The sequence below is a fragment of the Streptomyces sp. CB02923 genome (assembly GCF_001905005.1).
GTDB lineage: Bacteria > Actinomycetota > Actinomycetes > Streptomycetales > Streptomycetaceae > Streptomyces.
In genome coordinates, this window is sequence record NZ_LWKZ01000017.1 from 1 (window position 1) to 19,444 (window position 19,444).

The window sequence follows — 19,444 nt, forward strand, 5'->3', positions numbered from 1 at the left end:
ATCCGAGAAACAGCGCCTAGTGCTGTTGTACCTGCAGCAGCACCACGCGGGCCGGGAACTTTTCGGCTCGGTGAACGCCCAGGACCTGCAAGTCACCTTCGAGGTCTGCTTCGGTGTACTCGATGAGGAAGCCGCCCGGCTCAAGGCAGAGGCGAAGGCCGCCCGCGGCAAGGAGGCACGGACCAAGAACGCTCTGCGTAAGGCAATCGAGCAGCGCCTGGAGTACGGCCTTCCCACCCCCTTCGACCTCGACATGCAGCAGGAGACGTACGCCAAGACCGCCGACCGGTGGGTGGCTGAGCGCCTGCAGCTCGCCGGCTCGATCGACCACCACCGCGGAGTGCTGACGCGCCGCGAGAAGGAGAATGCCGCCGGGAGGAAGGCGGTGGCCGACGCCGGCGCCGCGGCGGACCGGGCTCAGCGGGGGCTCGCGCCGGTCTACGAGCGGCGTGCGCTGTCCCGCCGCACTCAGGCCGAGGCCGAGGCGGCAGCCCGGGGCCGGACGCACTGCCCGGACTGCGAGCAGCGGCTGCGCGGCTTGTCCGGGGCGGGCCCGCTGTGCCCGCTCTGCCGACAGCCGGATCCCGGTCTTCCCGCCCGCCAGGCTGCGCGAGACGAGCAACTGAGGCAGGCCAAGGCTGCCTCGGTGGCCGCGGAGAAGGACCTGCGTGACCTGCAGAAGGCAGCGCAGAAGGCCGTCGCGGCGCGGCGAAAGACTGAGGCGGAGTCCGAGCGGCTGGCTGGCCGGGCCGAGGCGTACCGGGCGAAGGAGATCACTCCGCGGGAGAAGGCTCTGGCCCAGGCGGCCGCCGCCGAGGCCGAGGCACGCGCCCGGCTGGCCGACGTGAAGGACCGACGCAAGGAGCTGGTCCGGATCGGCGAACTCGAAAAGCTCGCCAGTTCCTTGTCGAGGCGGGCGGACGAGGCGGCAAAAGAGTGGGCGGCCGCGGAGGGAGACTCCCAGGAACACCGTCGACAGACTGCGAAGTGGCTGTCGCAGATCTTCGCCGACCTGGTAATCCCGATGGCGCCCGACAAGATCCGCGCTGCTGTGATCGACCCGAAGACCTTCACACCCAAGATCAATAATCGGTCGATGAAGCAACTCGCCCGGTCCGCGGGCCTGGTGAGCCTGGCCCATACGGCCTACCACCTCATGTGCCTCGAAGCCGCCCGCACCATGCCGCTCGTCCGCCTGCCCGCCACCCAGTGGCTCGACGCCCCCTTCGACGGCCTCGGCGGCGGCGCCGAAGGCGAGCGTCTCGTCGACGCCGCCCTGAAGGTCTGCGCGGCGACCGCCGGCGACAACGCCCAGATCATCCTCACCACCCCCCAGGTCCTCCCGGCCTCCACGACCGAGCTGCTCGTCACCGAACACGGGAGCACCCGGCCGCTGATCCCGCACGCTCGCCCTGAGAGCGAGGAGTCGTGAACGGCGCCCGTATCCCGCCACCTGTCCAGGCTCCGCCGGCCGAGCACCAGGCGGCCCCCTGCACATGGGTGCAGACCGTGGGCATCGACGACATCATCCTCAGCTACTCAAGCGAGCACTGGCTCGGACCGGGGCACGACGACAGCGTCCAGCGCTGGGACATCGGCATGCACTTCAAGGACGAAGGCCCCGGACCCTGCTTCGGGACGATCGAGCTGTACGTCGTCGATCACTGGCGCTCGCCGAACGTCGTCCAGAGCCTCGACGCCGTCAGCGTCGATCTCTGCGAGATCGGGACCGCCCTCTACGACCCCGAGCTGGGGGACCTGCGGGACGAGTTGCACGAGGACCTCGCTCTTCCGGGCAAGACTACGATCGTTGACCGCGTCAGGATGGATCGGCGCTTTCGTGGACAGGGGCTCGGCGTCTACCTCACCGGGCTGGCCCTGGACCACCTCAGCCACGGGGCTGGGGTGATCGCCTTGTTCCCCGGCCCCCTGGACGACAACGCACCCATGCCTCCGCCGGGATCCTGGGGGGAAGTGGACGAGGCGGCTCTCGCTGCGGCTCGCGCTCGCCTTGGCCGCGCGTGGTCGCGCCTCGGGTTCGAGCACTATCGGGACGGGACCTGGATCCTCGCCCCCGGCATGCGGACACTGCATGATGCGCTCTGCCACGAACAGCAGCGTCTACAGGACCACAGGTGGAATGTGACCTTCACCGATGTGTCGACCAGTGGGGCGGTCATCTCTGCAGGCATCGACAAGGTCACCATGCCGAAGTCAGCCCCGCATCCTCTTCGCTCTGGCGGGATCGAAGGCTCGTAGTGTCCTGAGCGGAGCCGCCCAGGTATCTACAGCAAGGCCACCGTCCAAAATCAGGACAGCAGCCTCCCACACTCCAACATCGGCATCGTCCACCAGGAGAAGGACGAGCTGCAACCGCCGCGGAACTAATGGCGGAGGACATCGCCCTGAACCGCATCTAGACCTGCGGGCACCCATGCATCACCCACACGGGTCCGCAGCACCGACCACAGACCCGCCGACGGGGAGGACGACACACGGCCCCGGCCCGGCTCCCGGGTTTAGCGCCTACGTCACCAACCCAGGCCCTCGCCCCATAGGATGGCCCGACTGCGTCACACAGCGTACGCGGCAGAAGCCCACTCGAAGGGCTGACTGCGCACGTTACCGACGTCTGCAGCGATCCCTCCCTGGGGAGAATTGGGGGAGTATGGCCGCCGTTGGGGAGCGGCTGGGGAGAATCGGCCGCATAACGCGGCATGGCCCTGAAAGACGCAGAAAGACCCATCGGTGCAGGTCAGAGACCCGCGACACCGCACACTCGCAGGTCAGCCCGATGCGGTAGACGACTTCATGACGTACGTACCGAAATCGTCACCCTCGACGATCCCCGGAAGCGACCCTCCCTCACGCAAGGGCGTGACGTAGCGGGTCGCGGTGACTTCGGACAACATGCGGATCAGGCTACTTCCTGGGGGTCGTCGCAGGTCAGCGGCCGATGGTCGATTCAGCGCGCCGGTAACGGGGCCACTATAACGATGCGCTTGCATCAGTTCCAGGTGTGCCGCGCCCCGGACGCGAAGATGCGCCGTGCCCGCATGCGGAAATGTGCCGTGCCCCGGACGCGGAGGGGAGCCCGGCGGGCCCCGAAAACCTGTTGGCGGACCGCTGCGGCCACTGCTAGTTTTCGGGCGGCCGTGCGAGAGAACGAGGAGGTGGTACCCGTGAACGCAGTATCGACATGGGTGCTCCCCTCAGGGGTCACGGTCGGGCGGTAGGTCGTCCGGGAGCGCCGTTCACGAGCCCTCCCGAAAGGCACGACCATGCGCTTCACTTCCGGACAACGCCTCGACAACGGCGTCCTCGAACGCGAATTCACCCTCGGCGAGATCCCCGGCACCCTGTGGATGCCCGAATCCGCCGCACCGGCCCCGCTGATCCTGATGGCCCACAACAACGGCCTGCCCAAGAAGGAAGCCCGGCTGGTGGCACGGGCCCGGCACTTCGCGGCGTACGGCTACGCGGTGGCCGCCATCGACGCCCCCGGGTGCGGCGACCGGCCCCGTTCCGCCGCTGACGAACAGGCCCGCGCCGACATCCGCCGGGCGATGCGGACCGGCGAGCCGACCGACGAGATCCTTGAGTCGTTCGTCGGCCCGCTGGTCGAAAAGGCGGTCCCGGAATGGCGGACCACCTTGGACGCCCTCCTCGCGCTGCCCGAGATCGGCGGCCCGGTCGGGTATTCGGGGTGGACCGCCCTCGGCATCCGGCTGGCGGTGGCCGAACCCCGCATCGCGGCCGCCGGTTTCTTCGCCGGGGGGTACGTGCCCCGCGCCCAGCGCGAGGAGGCCCGGCAGGTCACCGTTCCACTGCTGCTCCTGTTGCAGTGGGACGACGAAGGGAACCCCCGGCAGCGGGCCCTGGACCTGTTCGACGCCTTCGGCGCCAAGGAGAAGACGCTGCACGCCAATATGGGCGGGCACACCGGCACACCGTGGTTCGAGGTGGAGGACGGGGGCCGGTTCTTCGGCCGGCACCTGAAGTGAGGCCGGGCCGTCGGGGTGGCCGGCAGCTGCACGACCCGGTGGTCGACAGCTGCACGACCGCCCCGGCCGCGGCTGTCAGGCCGACGGCCGCGGTGGGCCACTGCGTCACTGCTGTTGTTGATCGACTTCGCCGGAACGGAACGGCCGTTGTAGCACTTGCCCGGCTGCGCAGCGATGTCACCGGACCGGCCCTTGAAGTTGTACTCCGACCAGAGGCAGACGTGATTCTGTGCGCACGAACCGCTCGCCGCCTGAGCAGGCGCGGACATGATCGTCGCACCGAGACAGCCCGCCGCCGCCCCGACGGCCGGTTCGGACCGTCCCGCCCGTGCGGCCTCAGCCGGGCAGACATTGCCAAGTGGTCCTGGCATAGGGGGTGTTCCGGCGTCGGCCAGGTTGGGGATCAGATGGAGCGGGCATCTGCGTCAGGTCGGACCGGCCGCTCACCGCGAGCGGCCCCGCAGGCTCGCGGTACAGGCCTGCGGCGGTCCCGGGGAGGGAAGTGGTGACGATGCGCCCGTACCGGCGTGGGCCTGCCCGAAGGCGTAGGACCCGAGTGGAGTACACCCTGCCGGACGATGCGGAATCAGCCCGCTGGGCACGGCGGCTGACCACGGCGTTCCTCACCGACCGCCGGGCACCCGCCGGAGCCCGCGAGCAACTGGACGACGCCCGGCTGATCGTCTCGGAGCTGGTCGCCAACGCCGCCGAACACGGCCACAGCGCCTGCCGACTGCGGCTCCGCGTCGACCAGGGCGAACTGACGGTGGAAGTCCAGGACGACAGCCCGCTCCCGCCCCGCACCGGGAAGCTGTCGCTGTGGGCGGAGAGCGGGCGGGGCCTGGCGATGGTGCGGCTGCTGGCGAGCCGCTTCGCCGTCACCGGCGACCGTGACGGCGGCAAGACCGTCCGTGCGGTGCTGGCCGTTTGCTGAACGGGGCGGCTCTGGTCGTCTGCCGACCAGGCGGTCCCGGCCGTCTGCCGACCGTCCGCGCGTGCGTCGCTCGTTCGGGGCAACGGCGAGTGTCCGGCCGTTTCCGGTAGGCGACTTCTCTACCCTGCTGTCCGTCACCCCATCTCCTGGTGATGCTGTCTGCTGAGCGCACGATCCCGCCATCGCCGGTTCGGGACGTGCCGGACCAGGACCGGTGATGAACAGAGCAACAGGCCACGCTGCCGGACCGCCGGGCCCGTGGGGCCTGCCGTCGGCCCGGTCCGAGGCGTACGGCAACGCGTACGCCTACGTCGTCGACGGATTCACCGTGATCGAGCTGCACGGCGAGATCGACCTCGTCACCGCCGCTCGCGCCGGCCCGCTGCTGGACGCCGCGCTCACCTGCCCGGCCCCCCGGGTGATCGTGGACCTGCGGCCGACGGCCTTCTTCGACTGCTCCGCCCTGACGCTGCTCTGCCGAAGCCGCCGCCGGGCCCTGGAAAACGACGGCCGCTTCGCCCTGGTCTGCGCACGCCCCTGGCATCTGCGGATCCTGCGCACGGCCGGGCTGAGTACGCTCCTGCACCCCCAGGCCACGGTGGAGGCCGTCCTCGGCGGCGGCTTGCTCCACCCGGGAGCCTGACGGGTACGAGCCTGACGGGTACGAGCCTGACGGGTACGAGCCTGACGGGTACGAGTTGGATGCTCGGCCGGAGCCAGGTGGCCCGCCGGGCGGGGGGCCAGGCTCGGCAGCGGACGGATTTCCCGATCGCCCGAGGCACGTCAGCCGACCATCCCGGTTCCGCTGCACCAAGCCACCATCCAGGCGGCGACATCACCGAGGCGCAGCGCGTGTGATGGCTGGTTCGGCGGCCCATCGAGCACGTCCCGGACCCGAACCGTGCGGGACCGGCATCGCCGTCCCCTCCGCGGCGCGGGTGCGGAGCAGGGTGGCGATCCAGCTGCGATAGGGCCTCCAGCGGTCAGCGATCTCGGCCAGTCCGGAAACGTCCGCGGCGGCCGGGCCGTCGAGCCCGTACGCGGTGGCGATGGCCCGGTGGACGCGTGGTTCGTGGCGGGGGAAGACGTCGGGGTGTCCTGCTCCCCGGATCAGGACGAGTTCGGCGGAGAAGGGGCCGATGCCGGGCAGGGACCGCAGTTCGGCGAGGGCGTAGTCGGAGGGCAGGGCGCGCAGGCGGGCTGCGTCGAGTTGCCCGTCGAGGGCGGCTTCGGCCAGCGCGTGCAGTCGCTGGATCTTGATGTCGGTCAGGCCGGGCACGTGGGTGATGGTGCGCAGGACGGCGGGGGTGGGGAACGCGTACAGGGTCTGGCCTGCGATGTGGACGCCCTGTCCGTGACGGCGGGCGATACGGGCCTTGAAGACCGCCGCCTGGGCCACGCGGATGCGGTTGCCGATGACGGCCCAGGCGGCCGCTTCGTAGGGCGAGTAGAAACACACCGGACGCAGCCCCGGGTAGTCCGCCATGAGGCCGGCCACCACGGGATCCGCGGCGAGGGCCGGAAATCCGGTGCCGTCGACGTCGAGGGAGAGGATGCGGGCGAGCTGAGCCCGCACGGCCTCGTCGTCAGCAGCTTCGGCGGTCGCCGCCTCCGCCGGGGCGGGGGCGGCGGGGTGCACGGTGAATTCGGCCCGCACCGTGCCGGTGCCGCCGCCTGTTCCCGCCTCCTGCCGGACGGCGGCCGCGACCACGGAGGTCGAGTCGTCGGCGGGGAAGGCCAGGCGGAGGATTCCGTCGGCCGCGTGGTCGTAACCGGCGGGGGTGAAGCACTCCAGGAACCGGATGCCGGAGGCGAGGGAGAAGAGCCCCGCCGGAACGAGGGAGACGGCGGCGGTCACGGTCAGCCTCCGTGCGCGGTGAGCACGTAGCCCTCCGGGCCCTCGAAAGAGAACTTCGGCCCGAAGGGGCTGTCTTCCATGGGGGTGAGGATCTTGACCCCGGCTGCGGTGAGCTGCTCGTGGAGCTTGTGGGCGTCGGGAGTCCGGAACCAGAGCAGCACTCCGAGGCCGGGCCGTGCGGTGTCGGCGAGGTCGACGCCCGGGAGGAGTTCGCGGACGGCGAACGGTGTCGGCTCGGTGTCGAACACGACCGCGTGCGGCGGCGAAACCGCGGCTCGGCGCAGGCCCAGGTGCTGCTCGCAGAAGGCGGCCGCGGCGTCCAGGTCGCGGACTTGGAGCGCCACGAAGTCGGGGCCGTCGATGGTGACAGACATGGGTTTTCCTCGCTTCTGATGTCAGTGTTTTGACATCAGGGAGACTAAGACGCCAGGGCACTCATGTCAAAATGCTGACATGATGGAGAACATGCCGACCGAGCCGCCCCACCCCGCGAAGGACGTCACCCACCACGTGGGATACCTGCTGAAACGCGCCCAGGCCGCGCTGCGCGGCGCCATGGACCAGGTCTTGCGCGAGCACGGGCTGACCGTGCCGCAGTACGCCACCCTCGAACTCCTGGCCCTGCACCCCGGCATGTCCAACGCCGACCTCGCCCGCGCGACCTTCGTCACCCGGCAGTCCGGGAACGTCGTACTGCGGGGCCTCCAGGAAGCAGGACTGATCACCCGCCCCGCCACCGCCGACCACGGCCGCGCCCGGCCCGCCCGCCTCACCGAGGCGGGCCAGACGCGCCTGGCCGCGGTCCAGTCCGCCGTCTACGCCGTCGAACAGCGCATGATCACCGCGATCCCGACCCGACGCATGGCCGCGCTCCTCACCGACCTCGACCACATCGCGACAGCCCTGGAGGAATGACCCGCCAGCCTGTTTCCGACCGCTGCCGGACGCGATCGACACCGGAAGGCGCGGGCCCGTCCGGTGTCGGGGCGGATGAGCAGGAGGGTGTGGGTGCGGGGGTGGGGGTGGGGGTGAGTGCGGGGGTGGGGGTGAGTGCGGGGGTGGGTGTTGCTGACGGCGGGCACGGAGGCGGCCAGGAGGAGGACGGCAACGGCGAAGTGCTGCACGCGGGCGGCTGGTCGGTCGGCTGGGCCGGTGACGTGGGGCAGGCGGGAGCACCGGTCGGAGAGGCGGAGGGGGCGATGGAGGTGGAGGGGGCCGCTGGGACGGGCTTCGGGGTGGGGGCCCGGGTGTGAGTGGCGGAGGGCGGGGCCGGTGCGGAGGTCACGGCACGGGGCGCTCCCGGAGTGACGGAGACCGTCACGGTCGCGGGGCCGCTGGGCGGTGGCGCCGCGGACCCGCTCGTCAGAGGCGCGCCGGTGACGGGCAGCGGGACGACGTGTACGTCCGCTTTCGTCGACGGCACGGCCGCGCAGGCGACGGCTGCCAGGACGATGCAGCCCGTGAGGATGAACAGCAGGGTTCGCACGGGTTCGGCTCCTTCGTCGGCGAGGGACAGCAGGCGGTCAGGAGGCGCTGAGGGTCTCGACGAACTTCTTCAGGCCGGTGAAGAACCTGCCGATGCCGTGAACGATGTCGATGAGGGTGTGGGCGGTCTGGGCCGGGGCGATGGCGATGAGGAAGAGCAGGACGACGAGGATGAGCCAGAAGAGCAGGCCGCGGGGCGCGCTCAGCACGGCGGTGCCTCCTTCCGGCGTCGTGAGACGCGGCTGGGCCGGTGCCTGGGTACACGGTTGGGCCGGTGCCTGGGTACGCGGCTGGGCCGGTGCCTGGGTACACGGCTGACGGTGGCGCCGCCACCCGGCGACGGCGAGGGCCATGGCGAGCGCGTGGTTACAGGCCGCCCTTGCGGCAGGTCCTCCAGGGCGCGGCCGACGGGGAGTTGGTTGATCTGCACGGTCCGTTCGCGGTCATCACAGCCTCCGGGTGCGGTGCGAGATCACCGGCGGCGGGCGTTCCAGGCCAGGAGGACGGCGGTGGCGATGCCCCCGGCGTCCAGGCCCGTCGCGGCCAGCAGTTCGCTGCGGGAGCCGTGGGTCAGGAAGGTGCGCGGCAGCCCCAGGGTGTGTACGGGGGTGGAGACGACGGCGTCGGTGCAGGCTTGGGCCAGGGCGCTGCCGACCCCGCCCGCACGGGAGCTGTCCTCGACGGTGACCGCCAGGCGGTGACGGGCGGCCAGCTGTACCAGTTCTTCGGGCAGCGGTAACGCCCAGCGCGGGGCGGCGACGGTGACCTCCAGTCCGCGCGCGGCCAGGTCGTCGCGAGCGCTCAGGCAAGGGCCGGCCATCGCGCCCACCCCCACCAGCAGCACATCGCGCCCCACGGCGGACAGAAGGTCCACCTGGCCCAGGCGGCCCACCGCCGGTACGTCCACGCCCACCGCGCCTTTGGGAAACCGCAGGGCCGTGGGGCCGTCCTGGTCGGCCAGCGCCTCGGCGAGCAGGGCCCGCAAGGTGGCCGCGTCCCTGGGAGCGGCCAGGCGCAGTCCGGGCACCATGGAGAACAGCGTGTGGTCCCACATGCCGTGGTGGGAAGGGCCGTCCGGGCCGGTGATGCCGGCCCGGTCCAGGACCAGGGTGACCGGGAGGCGGTGCAGCGCGGCGTCCATCAGCAGCTGGTCGAAGGCGCGGGAGAGGAACGTGGCGTACACGGCGACCACTGGGTGCAGTCCCCCCATCGACATTCCCGCGGCGGAGCACACCGCGTGCTGCTCGGCCATGCCCACGTCGAAGGTGCGCTCAGGAAAGCGGTCGGCGAACGCGCCCAGCCCGGTCGGGCGCAGCATCGCCGCGCACACCGCCACCACATCGGCACGGCCCGCGCCCAGCTCGGCCAGCTCACCGCCGAACACATCGGTCCAGGTCGGTGCCGGGGCATCGCGGGCTGCTCCGGTGGCCTCGTCGACGGCGCCCGCCGCGTGCGGGCAGTCCGCGTCGTCGGCCTCTGCCGGAGGGTGGCCCTTGCCTTGGGCCGTGATGGCGTGCACCAGTACCGGCCCGTCGGCCGCGCGCGCCTCCCGCAAGGCGGCCTCCACCGCGCCGAGGTCGTGTCCGTCCACCGGTCCGAGGTAGGTGAACCCCAGGGAGGTGAAGATGTTGTGCGTCTCGCGCACGTCGGGTGAGTCGGAGGAATCCGTCAGGGCAGCGAGGTGGGTGGCCAGGGCTCCGCTGGTCGGGGCGTGGGAGCGGCCGTTGTCGTTGAGCACCACCACGGCCCGCCGTCCCCCGGCCGCGCCGAGGTTGTTCAGCGCTTCCCAGGCCAGCCCGCCGGTCAGGGCGCCGTCGCCGATGACCGCGACCGCCCACCGGCCGGTTTCCCCCTTCGCGGCGAACGCCGCACTCAGGCCGTCGGCGTAGGAAATGCTGGTGGACGCATGCGAGTTCTCCACCCAGTCGTGCACCGATTCACTGCGGCTGGGGTAGCCGGAGAGCCCGCCGCGCCGACGCAACCGGCCGAAATCCGCAGCCCGGCCCGTGATCAGTTTGTGTACGTAGGCCTGGTGCCCGGTGTCGAAGACCAGAGCGTCCCGGGGTGAGTCGAAGATCCGGTGCAGGGCCAGCGTCAGCTCCACCACACCCAGGTTGACGTCCAGGTGACCGCCGTTGCGGCATACGTTCTCGATCAGGAAGGCGCGGATCTGCTCGGCGACCACGGCCATCTCACGCGGCGACAGCTCCCGCAGTGCCTGCGGCAGCCAGCGCGGCGATGTCACGGGTATGTCGCCGTCGGCATCGGCGGCCTGCGGTGTCCGGGCCGGTCTCGGAGCTGGACGCATCGATTTCCCTCGGGGGTGGGGGATCATGAACGGGGGCGTGGAGGACGGCGGGCACCGCCGCCTGACATGCCTGCACCCAGGGGGAAACCACCCGGCATCGAAGAGGCGGTTCCCCCCTGGTACCAGCCCGGCCCCACGTTGTGGCATCGCGCACCGCGGCGCTGCCGAGCTGCCCTTTGAGCCCACCGCAGACCGCGGTCCCTGACAACCCCCGTTCCGGCAGCGCACGGAGTAACACCACCGGGTGCTTCTTCGGCGCACGCGCCGCACGGGCACAGCTCGGCTGCCGCCGCCGGCTCGCCCGGCGCACCACCCCGTCACACCGGCCGGTCAACGGCTCTTCTGCCCCGGTGGCGCCTGCAACCGGCCAGCTCACGGTGCGTCCGGTACGGGCCGTACGCAGCGGCCGACCCGCCCTCGCAGCCACCACCTGCGCCACCCGGCCACAGCAGTCAGCCGCCGCCTTCGCCGAAGACCGACCGTCCGCTGCATCGCGCGCCCCTGACGACCGTCAACAACCCGCGAGCCTCCGTGCGCCCTTGGCAGCGGCCATGGCCCTGCTAGCGTCCTGAGTGGCGTGCGGAGCCCGGCGGCTTCGGCGCCCCGGCCACATCCCCCTGAAGGAACTGCGCCCTTCTCAGTTCGCCCCCACCGACGTGGGAGCGGGTGGTACCCAGCGCTGGTTGCGTGCTTGCTGCGACCGCAGGCCGTAGTCGGATTTGAGTTCCTCGGGGATGGCGTACTGCATCACCCGGCCGCGGGTGAGAGAGGCGAGTTCGAAGCCGGAGACCAGGCTGCCTGCCTTGTCCAGTGCCCACTCCCCCAGCGGGCTGCTGTCCTCGACAGCCTCCAGCAGGCCGAGGATCAGGGGCACGGCCTTGGCCGCCGTGTCCCACGGGCTGCGGGGGACCTGCAGCCAGTCGGCGATGGTGTCGCCCACGAGGAAGCGGATCGTGGCCGGGACGATCGGGTCGAACAGCGTGCCGGGGACGACGTCCTCGTACATCCGCATCAGCTGGTTGTTCAGCCGTACGCCCTCCTCCGAGGGCCCCAGGTTGCGCAGGAGGTAGAGATCGGCGTACGCGCGGGCCTCGGTGAGGTTCTTCGGCGCTGCCTCCATGTCGCAGCCCAGGATGGAGCCGACGACACGCCAGGCGTAGTAGTACGCCTCCGCGCCCTCCTGGCTCATGTGGATGCCGAGGCGGTGCATCGCGTCCAGTACGAGGATCGAGAAGCAGATCTGCCCGCCGATCATGTCTTCCTGGCAGAGCGGCATGCCGTCCCGCTCGCTGTCCCAGCGCCCGGACCCGGTCAGGTGATGGCGCACCGCGGCATGCAGCAGGCGCACCTTCTGCGCGGCCGGGATGAACTTGCTGCCCTCCTCGAAGGCGTTGGTCTGCATCAGGTACGTGACGAACTGCCCGGTGTTCGCCATCCGGCGCGACGGGTAGTCCATGGAGTGCGTGGAGGCCAGCAGCTTGGCCACGCGCGGTACGGCGTACGTGGTCGGCATGGCGGTGAAGGACAGGCCGGTGTTGATGTGCGCGGCGTTGTCCATGAAGAACAGCCGTGCGCGCTCCATGATGTCCCAGTCCACCCATGCCGGGGGCATGCCGGTCGCTTCCAGGTAGGACGCCGCCGACCGCGGCAGGCCCTCCGGCAGCTTGTGTCCGGCGGTGGTGAAGAAGCGCATGAGGGTGTTGAAGTCCGATACCTCTCCGCGTTCGAACATGGTCGCCACGGTCTCGTCGGCGAGCGGGTCGCCTTGGGTACGCAGCTGGTCCAGCGTCGCGTCGGTGTACCGCGCGGTGGTCTCAGCGGTGTCAGTGGCCTCAGCGGTTCCGGTGGTCTCAGCGGTTCCGGTGGTCTCGGTGGTCACGGGTTCCTCGTCTCTCTCGTCGCCCTCACAGGGACCGGTCGGCCGCCGAGGCCGCCAGCGCACCGAGCACCGAGCGCGCGTCCGCGGGCAGCGCCACGGAGTCCAGCGCCGCGCGGGCCCGCGCGATCCGTTCCTCGATCATGTCCTCGACGCGCTGCCGCGCACCGCTGTGCTCCATCAGCTCCCGTACGAGCGCCGCACCGGCCTCGTCCAGGCGCGGGCCGCCCAAGGTCTTGGCCAGCAGCCGCCCGTCCTCCGGAGAGAGCAGCGAGCGGGTCAGCGCGAGCAGGGCGGTGGGCTTTCCGTCCCGCAGGTCGTCCAGGTTCGATTTCCCCGTCCGGCCCGGGTCGCCGAAGGTGCCCAGCAGGTCGTCGCGGAGCTGGAAGGCTTCGCCGAGCGGCAGCCCGTATCCGGTGAAGGCTGCGTGTACGCCCCGGGAGGCGCCGCCGAGCGTGGCCCCCATGTGCAACGGCCGCTCCACGGTGTACTTGGCCGTCTTGTACCGGGCGACCTCCAGGGATTCGGCGACGCCGGACGTGCCGCCTCCGGTACGCAGGACTTCCAGGAACTCCCCTGCGACGGTCTCGCGCAGCAGCGAGGACCACAGGGGCACCGTCCGCGCCACGTAGGCGCCGGGCAGGCCGCAGGTCGCGAAGACCTTGCCCGCGTACCCCATCAGCAGGTCGCCCAGCATCATCGCGAGCGCGGCGGAACGGTCCTGGCGGTGTCCGTGGGGCTGTTCGGCCGCGGCCTCCCAGGCACCGACACCGCCTGCGGCGAAGGCGGCATGGGCGGTCGGCAGGCCGTGCCGCAGCCGGCTGTCGTCGATGATGTCGTCGTGGGTGCACGCGGCCGCGTGCACCAGCTCCATGGCGGCCGCGGCCTTGATCACGCCGTCGCAGTCCGGCTGCCCGGAGGCCCGCCAGCCCCAGTAGAGGAAGGCGGCGCGCAGCCGCTTCCCGCTCGTCAGCGAGCTGCGCAGCTGGGCGCAGAGCGGGGCGAGTTCGCCGGAGAGGCGCAGCAGCTCGGCTTCCTCCTCGTCGGCGAGCCGGCCCAGGTACGCGTCGATGCGCTGCTTGAATCCCGTCGCGTCATGCATGAGCCGGTCCGGACGCGTCGGCCGCCGCGGCCCGCTGCGCCGCGCGGCAGGCCATCACTTCGAGGTGGTTGCCGGTGTCCGGCGTGACACGGCGGGAGGCCAGTTCGCCACGGGCGCGCAGGTCGTTCAGCCCGTCGGCGAGAAGGTCCCGCAGGTCGGAGCGGTGCAGCAGGTGCCGGCCCCGGTCCGCGGCGTCCCGCAGCCGTTCGAGTGCGAAGTCGGCGATGCCGACGGCGAGTAGGGCCAGGTGCTCGGCTCCGGCGGTGGCGTGCCCCCCGGACGGATCGGTCCCTGCGGGGTCGGTACCTGCGGAATCGGTTCCCTCTTTCTGCTCCGGCATGTCCGGTACTCCCTTGCTCCCGTTCCGATGCGATCGTCCGACCGCCCGGGAGCTACCAGTGAACCGATCCGCACGGACGCAAGCCGCTGTTCCGGCTCCCCGCCCCCCGCCGGTGGACCACAATTCCTACGATGGAGTGACGATCACCCCATCACGCGGACAGCGCCGGTCCCGATCCCGTACGGCGGCGGCTCCGCACCGTGTCCCCCGGAGGGGAACAGCACCGGGCGCGGGCCCCCGGACCAGGCTTCAGCGGCATCAGTAGTAGGAGGGCTGCCCCGCGGAGCCCGGGTACTGGCCGCCCGCCCCGCCGTAGGCGAACGCCGCGGCCTGCGCCTGGTGCGCCCGCTCCGCCTCGTCGATCTCCTCGATGGCCGCCTCCAGCTTCGCGCGCACCGTACGCCGCAGGTAGGTGAACTCCAGCTCCGTGATGGTGCCGCGCCGCCCGTCCATGATCTGCCGGTGGATCTCCCGCCGCAGGCTCGAACGCACCTGCCCCTCCGGGACGAGCGAGATCCGGTAACTGATGTACTTGGCAAGGTTCCAGCTGCCGCCGGGGACACCGGAGCGCCGTTCGGGCGTCTTGCCGACCAGGACCTCGACGTCCAGCTGGATCGAGTAGCCCCGGGCGCGCAGGTGCGGCACCAGCGGGCGCAGCGCCGTCTCCATGGCGAGCTGCTCGGTGTTGACCGCGTTGGTGCCGATCACCAGGTTCTCGGGGATGTCCAGGCCGCCGTCGCCGTCGCCGACCAGGTGACACCACTCGTGCGAGGCCAGGCGCGTGCCGGACGAGCCCTTGCGCCCGTCGTCGCCCATGAGTTCGTGTGCCTGGACGTTGCCCATGGTGCGGTGCGGGCTGCGGCCCGCGTCGCCGCGGCCCACCTGGGGAGGCGACGAGAGTGCCGTGTACGCCTTCAGCCGGGTGTCGCCGGAGCCCGCGCGCGCGGCCTTGTGGTCGAAGTGGGCCGCGCTGACGTCCTTGCGGCTGTCCTTCTGGGTGCCGTCCGAGCGCCCGAAGTGCGGGTCGACGCGGTCGTTGGCGACGGAGAACACGAAGGGCTGGTCCCGCGGGGCCGGCAGGTTCCGGAAGTACGGCAGGTCGGCTTGCATGAGGCGGCTGTCGGGGCCCAGCCCCGCGGCCTGCGCGGCGAGTTCGGCCTCCGGTCCCGGCATGGGGCCCCAGTACGCGGGGTTGGGCGCCCAGCGCTCCTGGAACCGGTAGGTGCGCCCCGCCGAGTGGCCGCTGTCGCGCATCTTCAGCTTGCGCTTGACGACCTCGAAGCCGCGGGTGGGGTCGATGAGGGTCGTTCCGGCCCGGTGCGGCCGGTTGACCATCTGGATCTCGTAGACGAACTGTCCCGACTGGTACTTCATCGGCCAGTCGGCCCGCGGTCCGGGGGCGTGGTGGGAGACGGCGGGGAGCGGGGAAGCCCGCATCTGGAGGATCTCCACGTCGCCCGGCTGCGGGACCGCGTACGCCGACCTGGGCACGGACGGCTGGCTGCCGTCGCGGCCGAACGTCTCCGCCGGCACGTACAGGGCGGGCAGGGATTCGATCTGGGTCCGCTGCGCCTCGGCCAGCGCGTAGCCGGGGTCTTCCCGGCCCGCGCGTCGCGAGCCGCGGGAGCCGCGCGTCAGGCGCTGCGCGGTGACGCCCGGCCCGGACGGCTGCCTGGTACCCGGTGCGGGCGAGTGCCCGGTGCCCGGCGCGGACGCTGCCGTCCCGGCGGGTGCGGCGTGCCCCGGAGGCAGGCTCAGTACGCGGGCGGCGGTGGCCTCGGCCTCCCGCTCGAACCGGTCGGACGGGTCGGAGACGCTCACCCCGTCGCCGTGGTCGGTACCGGAGACCGGGCCCCGGCGCTGCTGGATGACGTGGGTGAGCTCGTGCGCGAGGGTGTGCCGGTCGCCTCCGCCCGCGCCGACGACGATGTGGCTGCCCGAGGTGTAGGCGCGGGCGCCGAGTTCCGCGGCGGACGCCCTGGCGGACGTGTCGTCGTGGATGCGGACGTCGGAGAAGTCGGCGCCGAGCCGCATCTCCATGTCGGCGCGGACCGAGTCGTCCAGCGGCCGGCCCGCGCCGCGCAGCACGTCGTGCACGGCGGAACGCTGCACCGGCGGCTTCTCCGCCTGCTCGTGACCGCACCCCGCGCCGTGCACGTGCCGATCCGGTGCCGCGCCGGTGTGGCCCGCCTGCCGCAGTGTCTGCACCACGGCGGCGTTACCGGCCTTCGCCTGGAGAGCGAGGAGGGACGCGTGCGGTCCGCCGGCCCGGGGCGCGGCGCGGCGGCCCGCGGGCCGCTTCCCGCCGGTGCCGGCCTCCCGGGCCTCGTCACGTTGCTGCACGGGATCTCCTCCGGGATGTCGGGACGTCTCCATCGCCCCACGCCGGGCGGTATCTCTCTTCATAAGCGGGACACCGCCGTGTCGGCCAGGTACGCGAGGGCAGTGTCGTCCGGTCGAACGGGCACCATCGTCCGCCGGAAAACCGGGCACACTCCCGGGCCAAGCCCATGATCGTGTTCCGCCGCCGCGGCGGGCTGCGACCAACTCGGCCCTGTATGCCTCCTGTTCGGTGGGCCGACCGGCCGTGCCCCTCAGGGCCGCACTCCCGTCTTTTGTGCCGTCCGGGGGCGAACCTGTCGGGCGGGTCCGGCATCTAGCAGGTGTGACATCTGTCAGGAAACCAACGGTTGCGGGGCTGCCCCGGTGTACCCCGCCGTCGGCGTGGATGCCCCGGGCCGCCGGCCCGCTCGTGCCGTGGCGCGGAACGGACGGCTCCGGCACCGGCTCCCTGGCATGCAGATCGTGGGAGACCTCAGGCGATGGTGACTCGGAGGACGATTCCGGTGCGGTTCGTGGCCCGACACGCAGAACGGCGTGAGTTCGATCGATCAGTGACCTCGGCGGCCGCCGGGCGGGGCGGGGCCATGGTGGTCGCCGGTGAGGCGGGGATCGGCAAGTCGGCGCTCATCGACGCCGTGGTGGCGGAGCTGGACGGGTTCGAGGTGCTGCGGGCCGCCGGTACGGAGTTCGAACAAGATCTTCCCTATGCGACCCTGCACCAGCTGTGCGCTCCGGTGCTCGATCACCGTACGGGACTTCCCGTGGTGCAACGCAGGGCGCTGGAGGCGGTGTTCGGCCTCGGTGCGCAGACCTCGCCCGACCCGTTGACGTTCGGCCTCGCCGTCCTGGGGCTGCTGCACGAGGTGGCGCGGAAGAGACCGGTCTGCTGCGTGGTGGACGACGCCCAGTGGGTCGACGACGCCTCGCGGCGCGCGCTGGTCTTCGTGGCGCGGCGGGTGGCGGCCGAGCGGATCGCGGTGGTGTTCGCCGCGCGCGATGTCGGCTCGGTGTCCGGACTCGCCGGTCTTCCGCGTCTGCCCCTCGCGGGGCTGGGCGACGAGGACGCCCGCGCGCTGCTGGGGGCGGCGACGCAGGCCGGGCTGGATGCCGAGGTCGTCGACCGGATACTGGCCGAGGCGCGCGGCAATCCGCTGGCGCTGCTGGAGTTCGCCCACCGTACCGAGCCGTTCGGGGTGCCCGGCCCGCGGCGCTGCCGGGCCAGCGTGGTGGACACGCTGGAGGAGCAGTTCGTCCACCGCTACGAGCGGCTGCCGGACGCGACGCGGTTACTGGTGGTGCTCGCCGCGGCGGAGCCGGTCGGCGATCTCGGCCTGCTGCGCCGTGCGGCGGAGCTCCTCGGTCTGGACGCCGCGGGGTTCACTCTCGCGGAGAACGCCGGACTTCTGGTCCTGGGGCCGTGGCTGCGCTTCCGGCATCCGCTGGTGCGTTCCGCGGTCTACGCGTCGGCCACCCCGGGTATGCGCCGTCGCGTGCACAGCGCTCTCGCGGAGGCGACCGATCCGGAGACCGACCTCGACCGGCGGGCGTGGCACCGGGCCCACGCGGCCGTCGACGCCGACGAGAGCGTCGCCGCGGAGCTGGAGCGGTCCGCCGACCGGGCCCGCCTGCGCGGCGGGGTCGCCGCGGCGGCCGCGTTCATGGAGCGGGCGGGGCAGCTGACCCCGGCCGGTGACCGGCAGGCCGGACGGCTGCTCGTCGCGGCCCAGTTGCGGCTCCAGGCCGGGGCGCCCGACACGGCCCGTGCGCTCGTCGCCCGAGCGGAGCGCCGTTCGATGGACGAGCCGGAACGTGCCGGGGCGCGCCTGCTGAGGGCACGCATCGACTATCAGCTCTCGCACAGTCCGCAGGCCACCGCCGCACTCGTCGACGCCATCGCGGAGTCGGCTCCCGACCAGGCGAGGGATACGTACCTGGAGGCGTTCGCCTCGTTCATGTACAACGACAACAAGCCGGGCGGCCTCAAGGATCTCGGTGTCCGGATACGCGAGCGGACGCCGCGGCGGGAGTCCGCCCTTCCGGCCGATCTGCTGCTCGACGCTCTGCTGGATCAGACCATGCTGCCCGTCGGGCAGGCGGTGCCCGCGATGCGCGACGCGGTGGCGGCATACCGTACGGCGCCCTCCGCGTCGGAGCCGTGGCCGATGAACCTGCTCTGCCAGGTCGTCATCGATCTGCGGGACGACGAGGCGATGGACGAGATCACGGACCGCCAGGTGGACGTGGCACGCAGCCAGGGGGCCCTCGCCCTGCTGCCGCAGGCGCTGCGCTACCAGGCCATCGCCAGAGTCGCGGCCGGCCGGTTCGACGAGGCGGCGGCCGCCCTCGGCGAGGCCCGCGCCGTCGACGAGGCGGCAGGCACGGCACCGCTCCTGGGGCCCGAACTCATCCTCACCGGCTTCCGCGGCGACCTCGACCGGTACCGCGAGCTGCGGGGGTCGATGGGCCGCGAAGGGCGGCCGTTCGAGACCGCCGGGGAGCACTACGCCCGAGCGGTGCTGAACAACGGGCTCGGCGACTACGAAGCCGCTCTGGACGCCGCGCTGGCCGCCCAGCGCCGGCACCGGGCGGGCTCCTACGCGATCTGGTCCGTGTACCCCGAACTCGTCGAAGCCGCCGTACGGGCCGGACGCGGCGAGGAGGCTGTCGCGGCCCTGGAGCACCTGGAGGCGCTGGCGCGCGCGCACCCCCTCCCGTGGATCGTCGCCGAGTGGCTCCAGGCGAAGGCCCTCCTCGGCCGGGGTGCGGACTGCGACACGCTGTACCGGCAGGCCATCGGCCACTTCGCCCGGACGCGGGTACGGGTGCTCCACGCGCGCGCCCGGCTGACGTACGGGGAGTGGCTGCGCCGCGAGAACCGGCGCGCCGAGGCCCGCGACGAGCTGCGGGCGGCGTACGACATGCTGTCCCGCATCGGTGCCCGCGCGTTCGCCGAGCGCGCGGCCCGGGAACTGCGGGCCACCGGCGAACAGCCGCGCAGGCACGGCGAGAACCCGCTCGGCCGGCTCACCGCGCAGGAGCGGCTCATCGCCGGGAAGGTCGCGGCCGGGGCGACGTCCAAGGAGGTGGGCGTGATGCTGTTCCTCAGTCCGCGCACCATCGACACCCATCTGCGCAACGTGTACCGCAAACTGGGCATCTCCTCGCGCCGCCAGCTCCGCGAGATGTCCCTGTGA

15 protein-coding genes and 3 pseudogenes are annotated in these 19,444 nt (G+C 72.0%); 8 read left to right on the forward strand and 10 right to left on the reverse strand.

Going from position 1 to position 19,444, the window contains the following annotated elements; all coding sequences use genetic code 11:
* A pseudogene (locus A6A06_RS18275) lies at positions 1 to 1,432 on the forward strand (hypothetical protein); the annotation flags it as partial.
* A gap of 77 nt (positions 1,433 to 1,509) precedes the next feature.
* Complete coding sequence (locus A6A06_RS18280) at positions 1,510 to 2,259, forward strand: hypothetical protein (RefSeq protein ID WP_199930969.1); 750 nt, start codon at positions 1,510 to 1,512, stop codon at positions 2,257 to 2,259.
* Positions 2,260 to 2,795: 536 nt separating this feature from the next.
* Here the strand turns inward: A6A06_RS18280 and A6A06_RS43520 are convergent.
* A pseudogene (locus tag A6A06_RS43520) lies at positions 2,796 to 2,912 on the reverse strand (HipA family kinase); the annotation flags it as partial.
* 369 nt (positions 2,913 to 3,281) lie between these two features.
* Here A6A06_RS43520 and A6A06_RS18290 point away from each other — a divergent pair.
* Positions 3,282 to 4,004 (forward strand): dienelactone hydrolase family protein, encoded by a 723-nt coding sequence (locus A6A06_RS18290; protein ID WP_073762379.1) that lies wholly within the window; start codon positions 3,282 to 3,284, stop codon positions 4,002 to 4,004.
* A gap of 161 nt (positions 4,005 to 4,165) precedes the next feature.
* Here the strand turns inward: A6A06_RS18290 and A6A06_RS43940 are convergent.
* Positions 4,166 to 4,375 (reverse strand): annotated as a pseudogene (locus A6A06_RS43940) (peptidase inhibitor family I36 protein); the annotation flags it as partial.
* A gap of 185 nt (positions 4,376 to 4,560) precedes the next feature.
* Here A6A06_RS43940 and A6A06_RS18295 point away from each other — a divergent pair.
* Positions 4,561 to 4,938, forward strand: coding sequence for an ATP-binding protein (locus tag A6A06_RS18295; RefSeq protein WP_073762380.1), 378 nt, complete (start codon positions 4,561 to 4,563; stop codon positions 4,936 to 4,938).
* A gap of 217 nt (positions 4,939 to 5,155) precedes the next feature.
* The gene (locus A6A06_RS18300; protein WP_199930970.1) at positions 5,156 to 5,581 is read left to right on the forward strand and encodes an STAS domain-containing protein; all 426 of its coding nucleotides are present in this window, start codon (positions 5,156 to 5,158) and stop codon (positions 5,579 to 5,581) included.
* 192 nt (positions 5,582 to 5,773) lie between these two features.
* Here the strand turns inward: A6A06_RS18300 and A6A06_RS18305 are convergent, their stop codons facing one another.
* Both A6A06_RS18305 and A6A06_RS18310 read right to left on the reverse strand, forming a co-directional pair.
* Positions 5,774 to 6,802, reverse strand: coding sequence for a DNA-3-methyladenine glycosylase family protein (locus A6A06_RS18305; protein WP_199930975.1), 1,029 nt, complete (start codon positions 6,800 to 6,802; stop codon positions 5,774 to 5,776).
* Positions 6,799 to 7,170 carry a VOC family protein gene (locus A6A06_RS18310; protein WP_073762382.1) on the reverse strand — a complete coding sequence of 124 codons (372 nt, stop codon included), beginning with the start codon at positions 7,168 to 7,170 and terminating at the stop codon, positions 6,799 to 6,801. Before A6A06_RS18310 ends, A6A06_RS18305 begins: the two co-directional genes overlap by 4 nt.
* Before the next feature lie 82 nt (positions 7,171 to 7,252).
* Between A6A06_RS18310 and A6A06_RS18315 the strand changes: the two genes are divergently transcribed.
* Positions 7,253 to 7,711, forward strand: a complete 459-nt coding sequence (locus A6A06_RS18315; protein WP_073762392.1) for a MarR family winged helix-turn-helix transcriptional regulator — start codon at positions 7,253 to 7,255, stop codon at positions 7,709 to 7,711.
* Positions 7,712 to 7,854: 143 nt separating this feature from the next.
* The gene (locus tag A6A06_RS18320) at positions 7,855 to 8,049 is read left to right on the forward strand and encodes a hypothetical protein (RefSeq protein WP_199930976.1); all 195 of its coding nucleotides are present in this window, start codon (positions 7,855 to 7,857) and stop codon (positions 8,047 to 8,049) included.
* A gap of 270 nt (positions 8,050 to 8,319) precedes the next feature.
* Here A6A06_RS18320 and A6A06_RS41775 read toward each other — a convergent pair whose 3' ends face one another.
* The 6 genes from A6A06_RS41775 to A6A06_RS40915 form a co-directional block, all read right to left on the reverse strand.
* Positions 8,320 to 8,490 (reverse strand): hypothetical protein, encoded by a 171-nt coding sequence (locus A6A06_RS41775; RefSeq protein ID WP_199930972.1) that lies wholly within the window; start codon positions 8,488 to 8,490, stop codon positions 8,320 to 8,322.
* 263 nt (positions 8,491 to 8,753) lie between these two features.
* Entirely contained in the window at positions 8,754 to 10,589 is a 1,836-nt protein-coding gene (locus tag A6A06_RS18325; RefSeq protein WP_079194110.1) for a 1-deoxy-D-xylulose-5-phosphate synthase, read from the reverse strand.
* Between the two features lie 637 nt (positions 10,590 to 11,226).
* Positions 11,227 to 12,375: an oxygenase MpaB family protein gene (locus tag A6A06_RS18330; protein ID WP_073762394.1), complete on the reverse strand. Its 1,149-nt coding sequence runs from the start codon at positions 12,373 to 12,375 to the stop codon at positions 11,227 to 11,229.
* A 118-nt stretch (positions 12,376 to 12,493) separates the two neighbouring features.
* Positions 12,494 to 13,567: a polyprenyl synthetase family protein gene (locus A6A06_RS18335; protein ID WP_073762384.1), complete on the reverse strand. Its 1,074-nt coding sequence runs from the start codon at positions 13,565 to 13,567 to the stop codon at positions 12,494 to 12,496.
* Complete coding sequence (locus tag A6A06_RS18340) at positions 13,560 to 13,907, reverse strand: polyprenyl synthetase (RefSeq protein ID WP_199930973.1); 348 nt, start codon at positions 13,905 to 13,907, stop codon at positions 13,560 to 13,562. The genes A6A06_RS18335 and A6A06_RS18340 overlap by 8 nt, the downstream gene beginning before the upstream one ends.
* A 258-nt stretch (positions 13,908 to 14,165) precedes the next feature.
* Positions 14,166 to 16,250, reverse strand: coding sequence for an eCIS core domain-containing protein (locus tag A6A06_RS40915; protein ID WP_242440806.1), 2,085 nt, complete (start codon positions 16,248 to 16,250; stop codon positions 14,166 to 14,168).
* A 479-nt stretch (positions 16,251 to 16,729) separates the two neighbouring features.
* Here A6A06_RS40915 and A6A06_RS18350 point away from each other — a divergent pair, with 479 nt between their 5' ends.
* Positions 16,730 to 19,444, forward strand: coding sequence for a helix-turn-helix transcriptional regulator (locus tag A6A06_RS18350; RefSeq protein ID WP_073762385.1), 2,715 nt, complete (start codon positions 16,730 to 16,732; stop codon positions 19,442 to 19,444).

Excerpts from the sequence above, each read along its gene's own strand:
- A6A06_RS18290 (WP_073762379.1), top strand. The coding sequence starts at position 3,282 with ATGCGCTTCACTTCCGGACAACGCCTCGACAACGGCGTCCTCGAACGC.
- A6A06_RS18300 (WP_199930970.1), top strand. The coding sequence starts at position 5,156 with ATGAACAGAGCAACAGGCCACGCTGCCGGACCGCCGGGCCCGTGGGGC.
- A6A06_RS18310 (WP_073762382.1), bottom strand. The coding sequence starts at position 7,170 with ATGTCTGTCACCATCGACGGCCCCGACTTCGTGGCGCTCCAAGTCCGC.
- A6A06_RS18315 (WP_073762392.1), top strand. The coding sequence starts at position 7,253 with ATGGAGAACATGCCGACCGAGCCGCCCCACCCCGCGAAGGACGTCACC.
- A6A06_RS18325 (WP_079194110.1), bottom strand. The coding sequence starts at position 10,589 with ATGCGTCCAGCTCCGAGACCGGCCCGGACACCGCAGGCCGCCGATGCC.
- A6A06_RS18335 (WP_073762384.1), bottom strand. The coding sequence starts at position 13,567 with ATGCATGACGCGACGGGATTCAAGCAGCGCATCGACGCGTACCTGGGC.
- A6A06_RS18340 (WP_199930973.1), bottom strand. The coding sequence starts at position 13,907 with ATGCCGGAGCAGAAAGAGGGAACCGATTCCGCAGGTACCGACCCCGCA.
- A6A06_RS18350 (WP_073762385.1), top strand. The coding sequence starts at position 16,730 with ATGGTGACTCGGAGGACGATTCCGGTGCGGTTCGTGGCCCGACACGCA.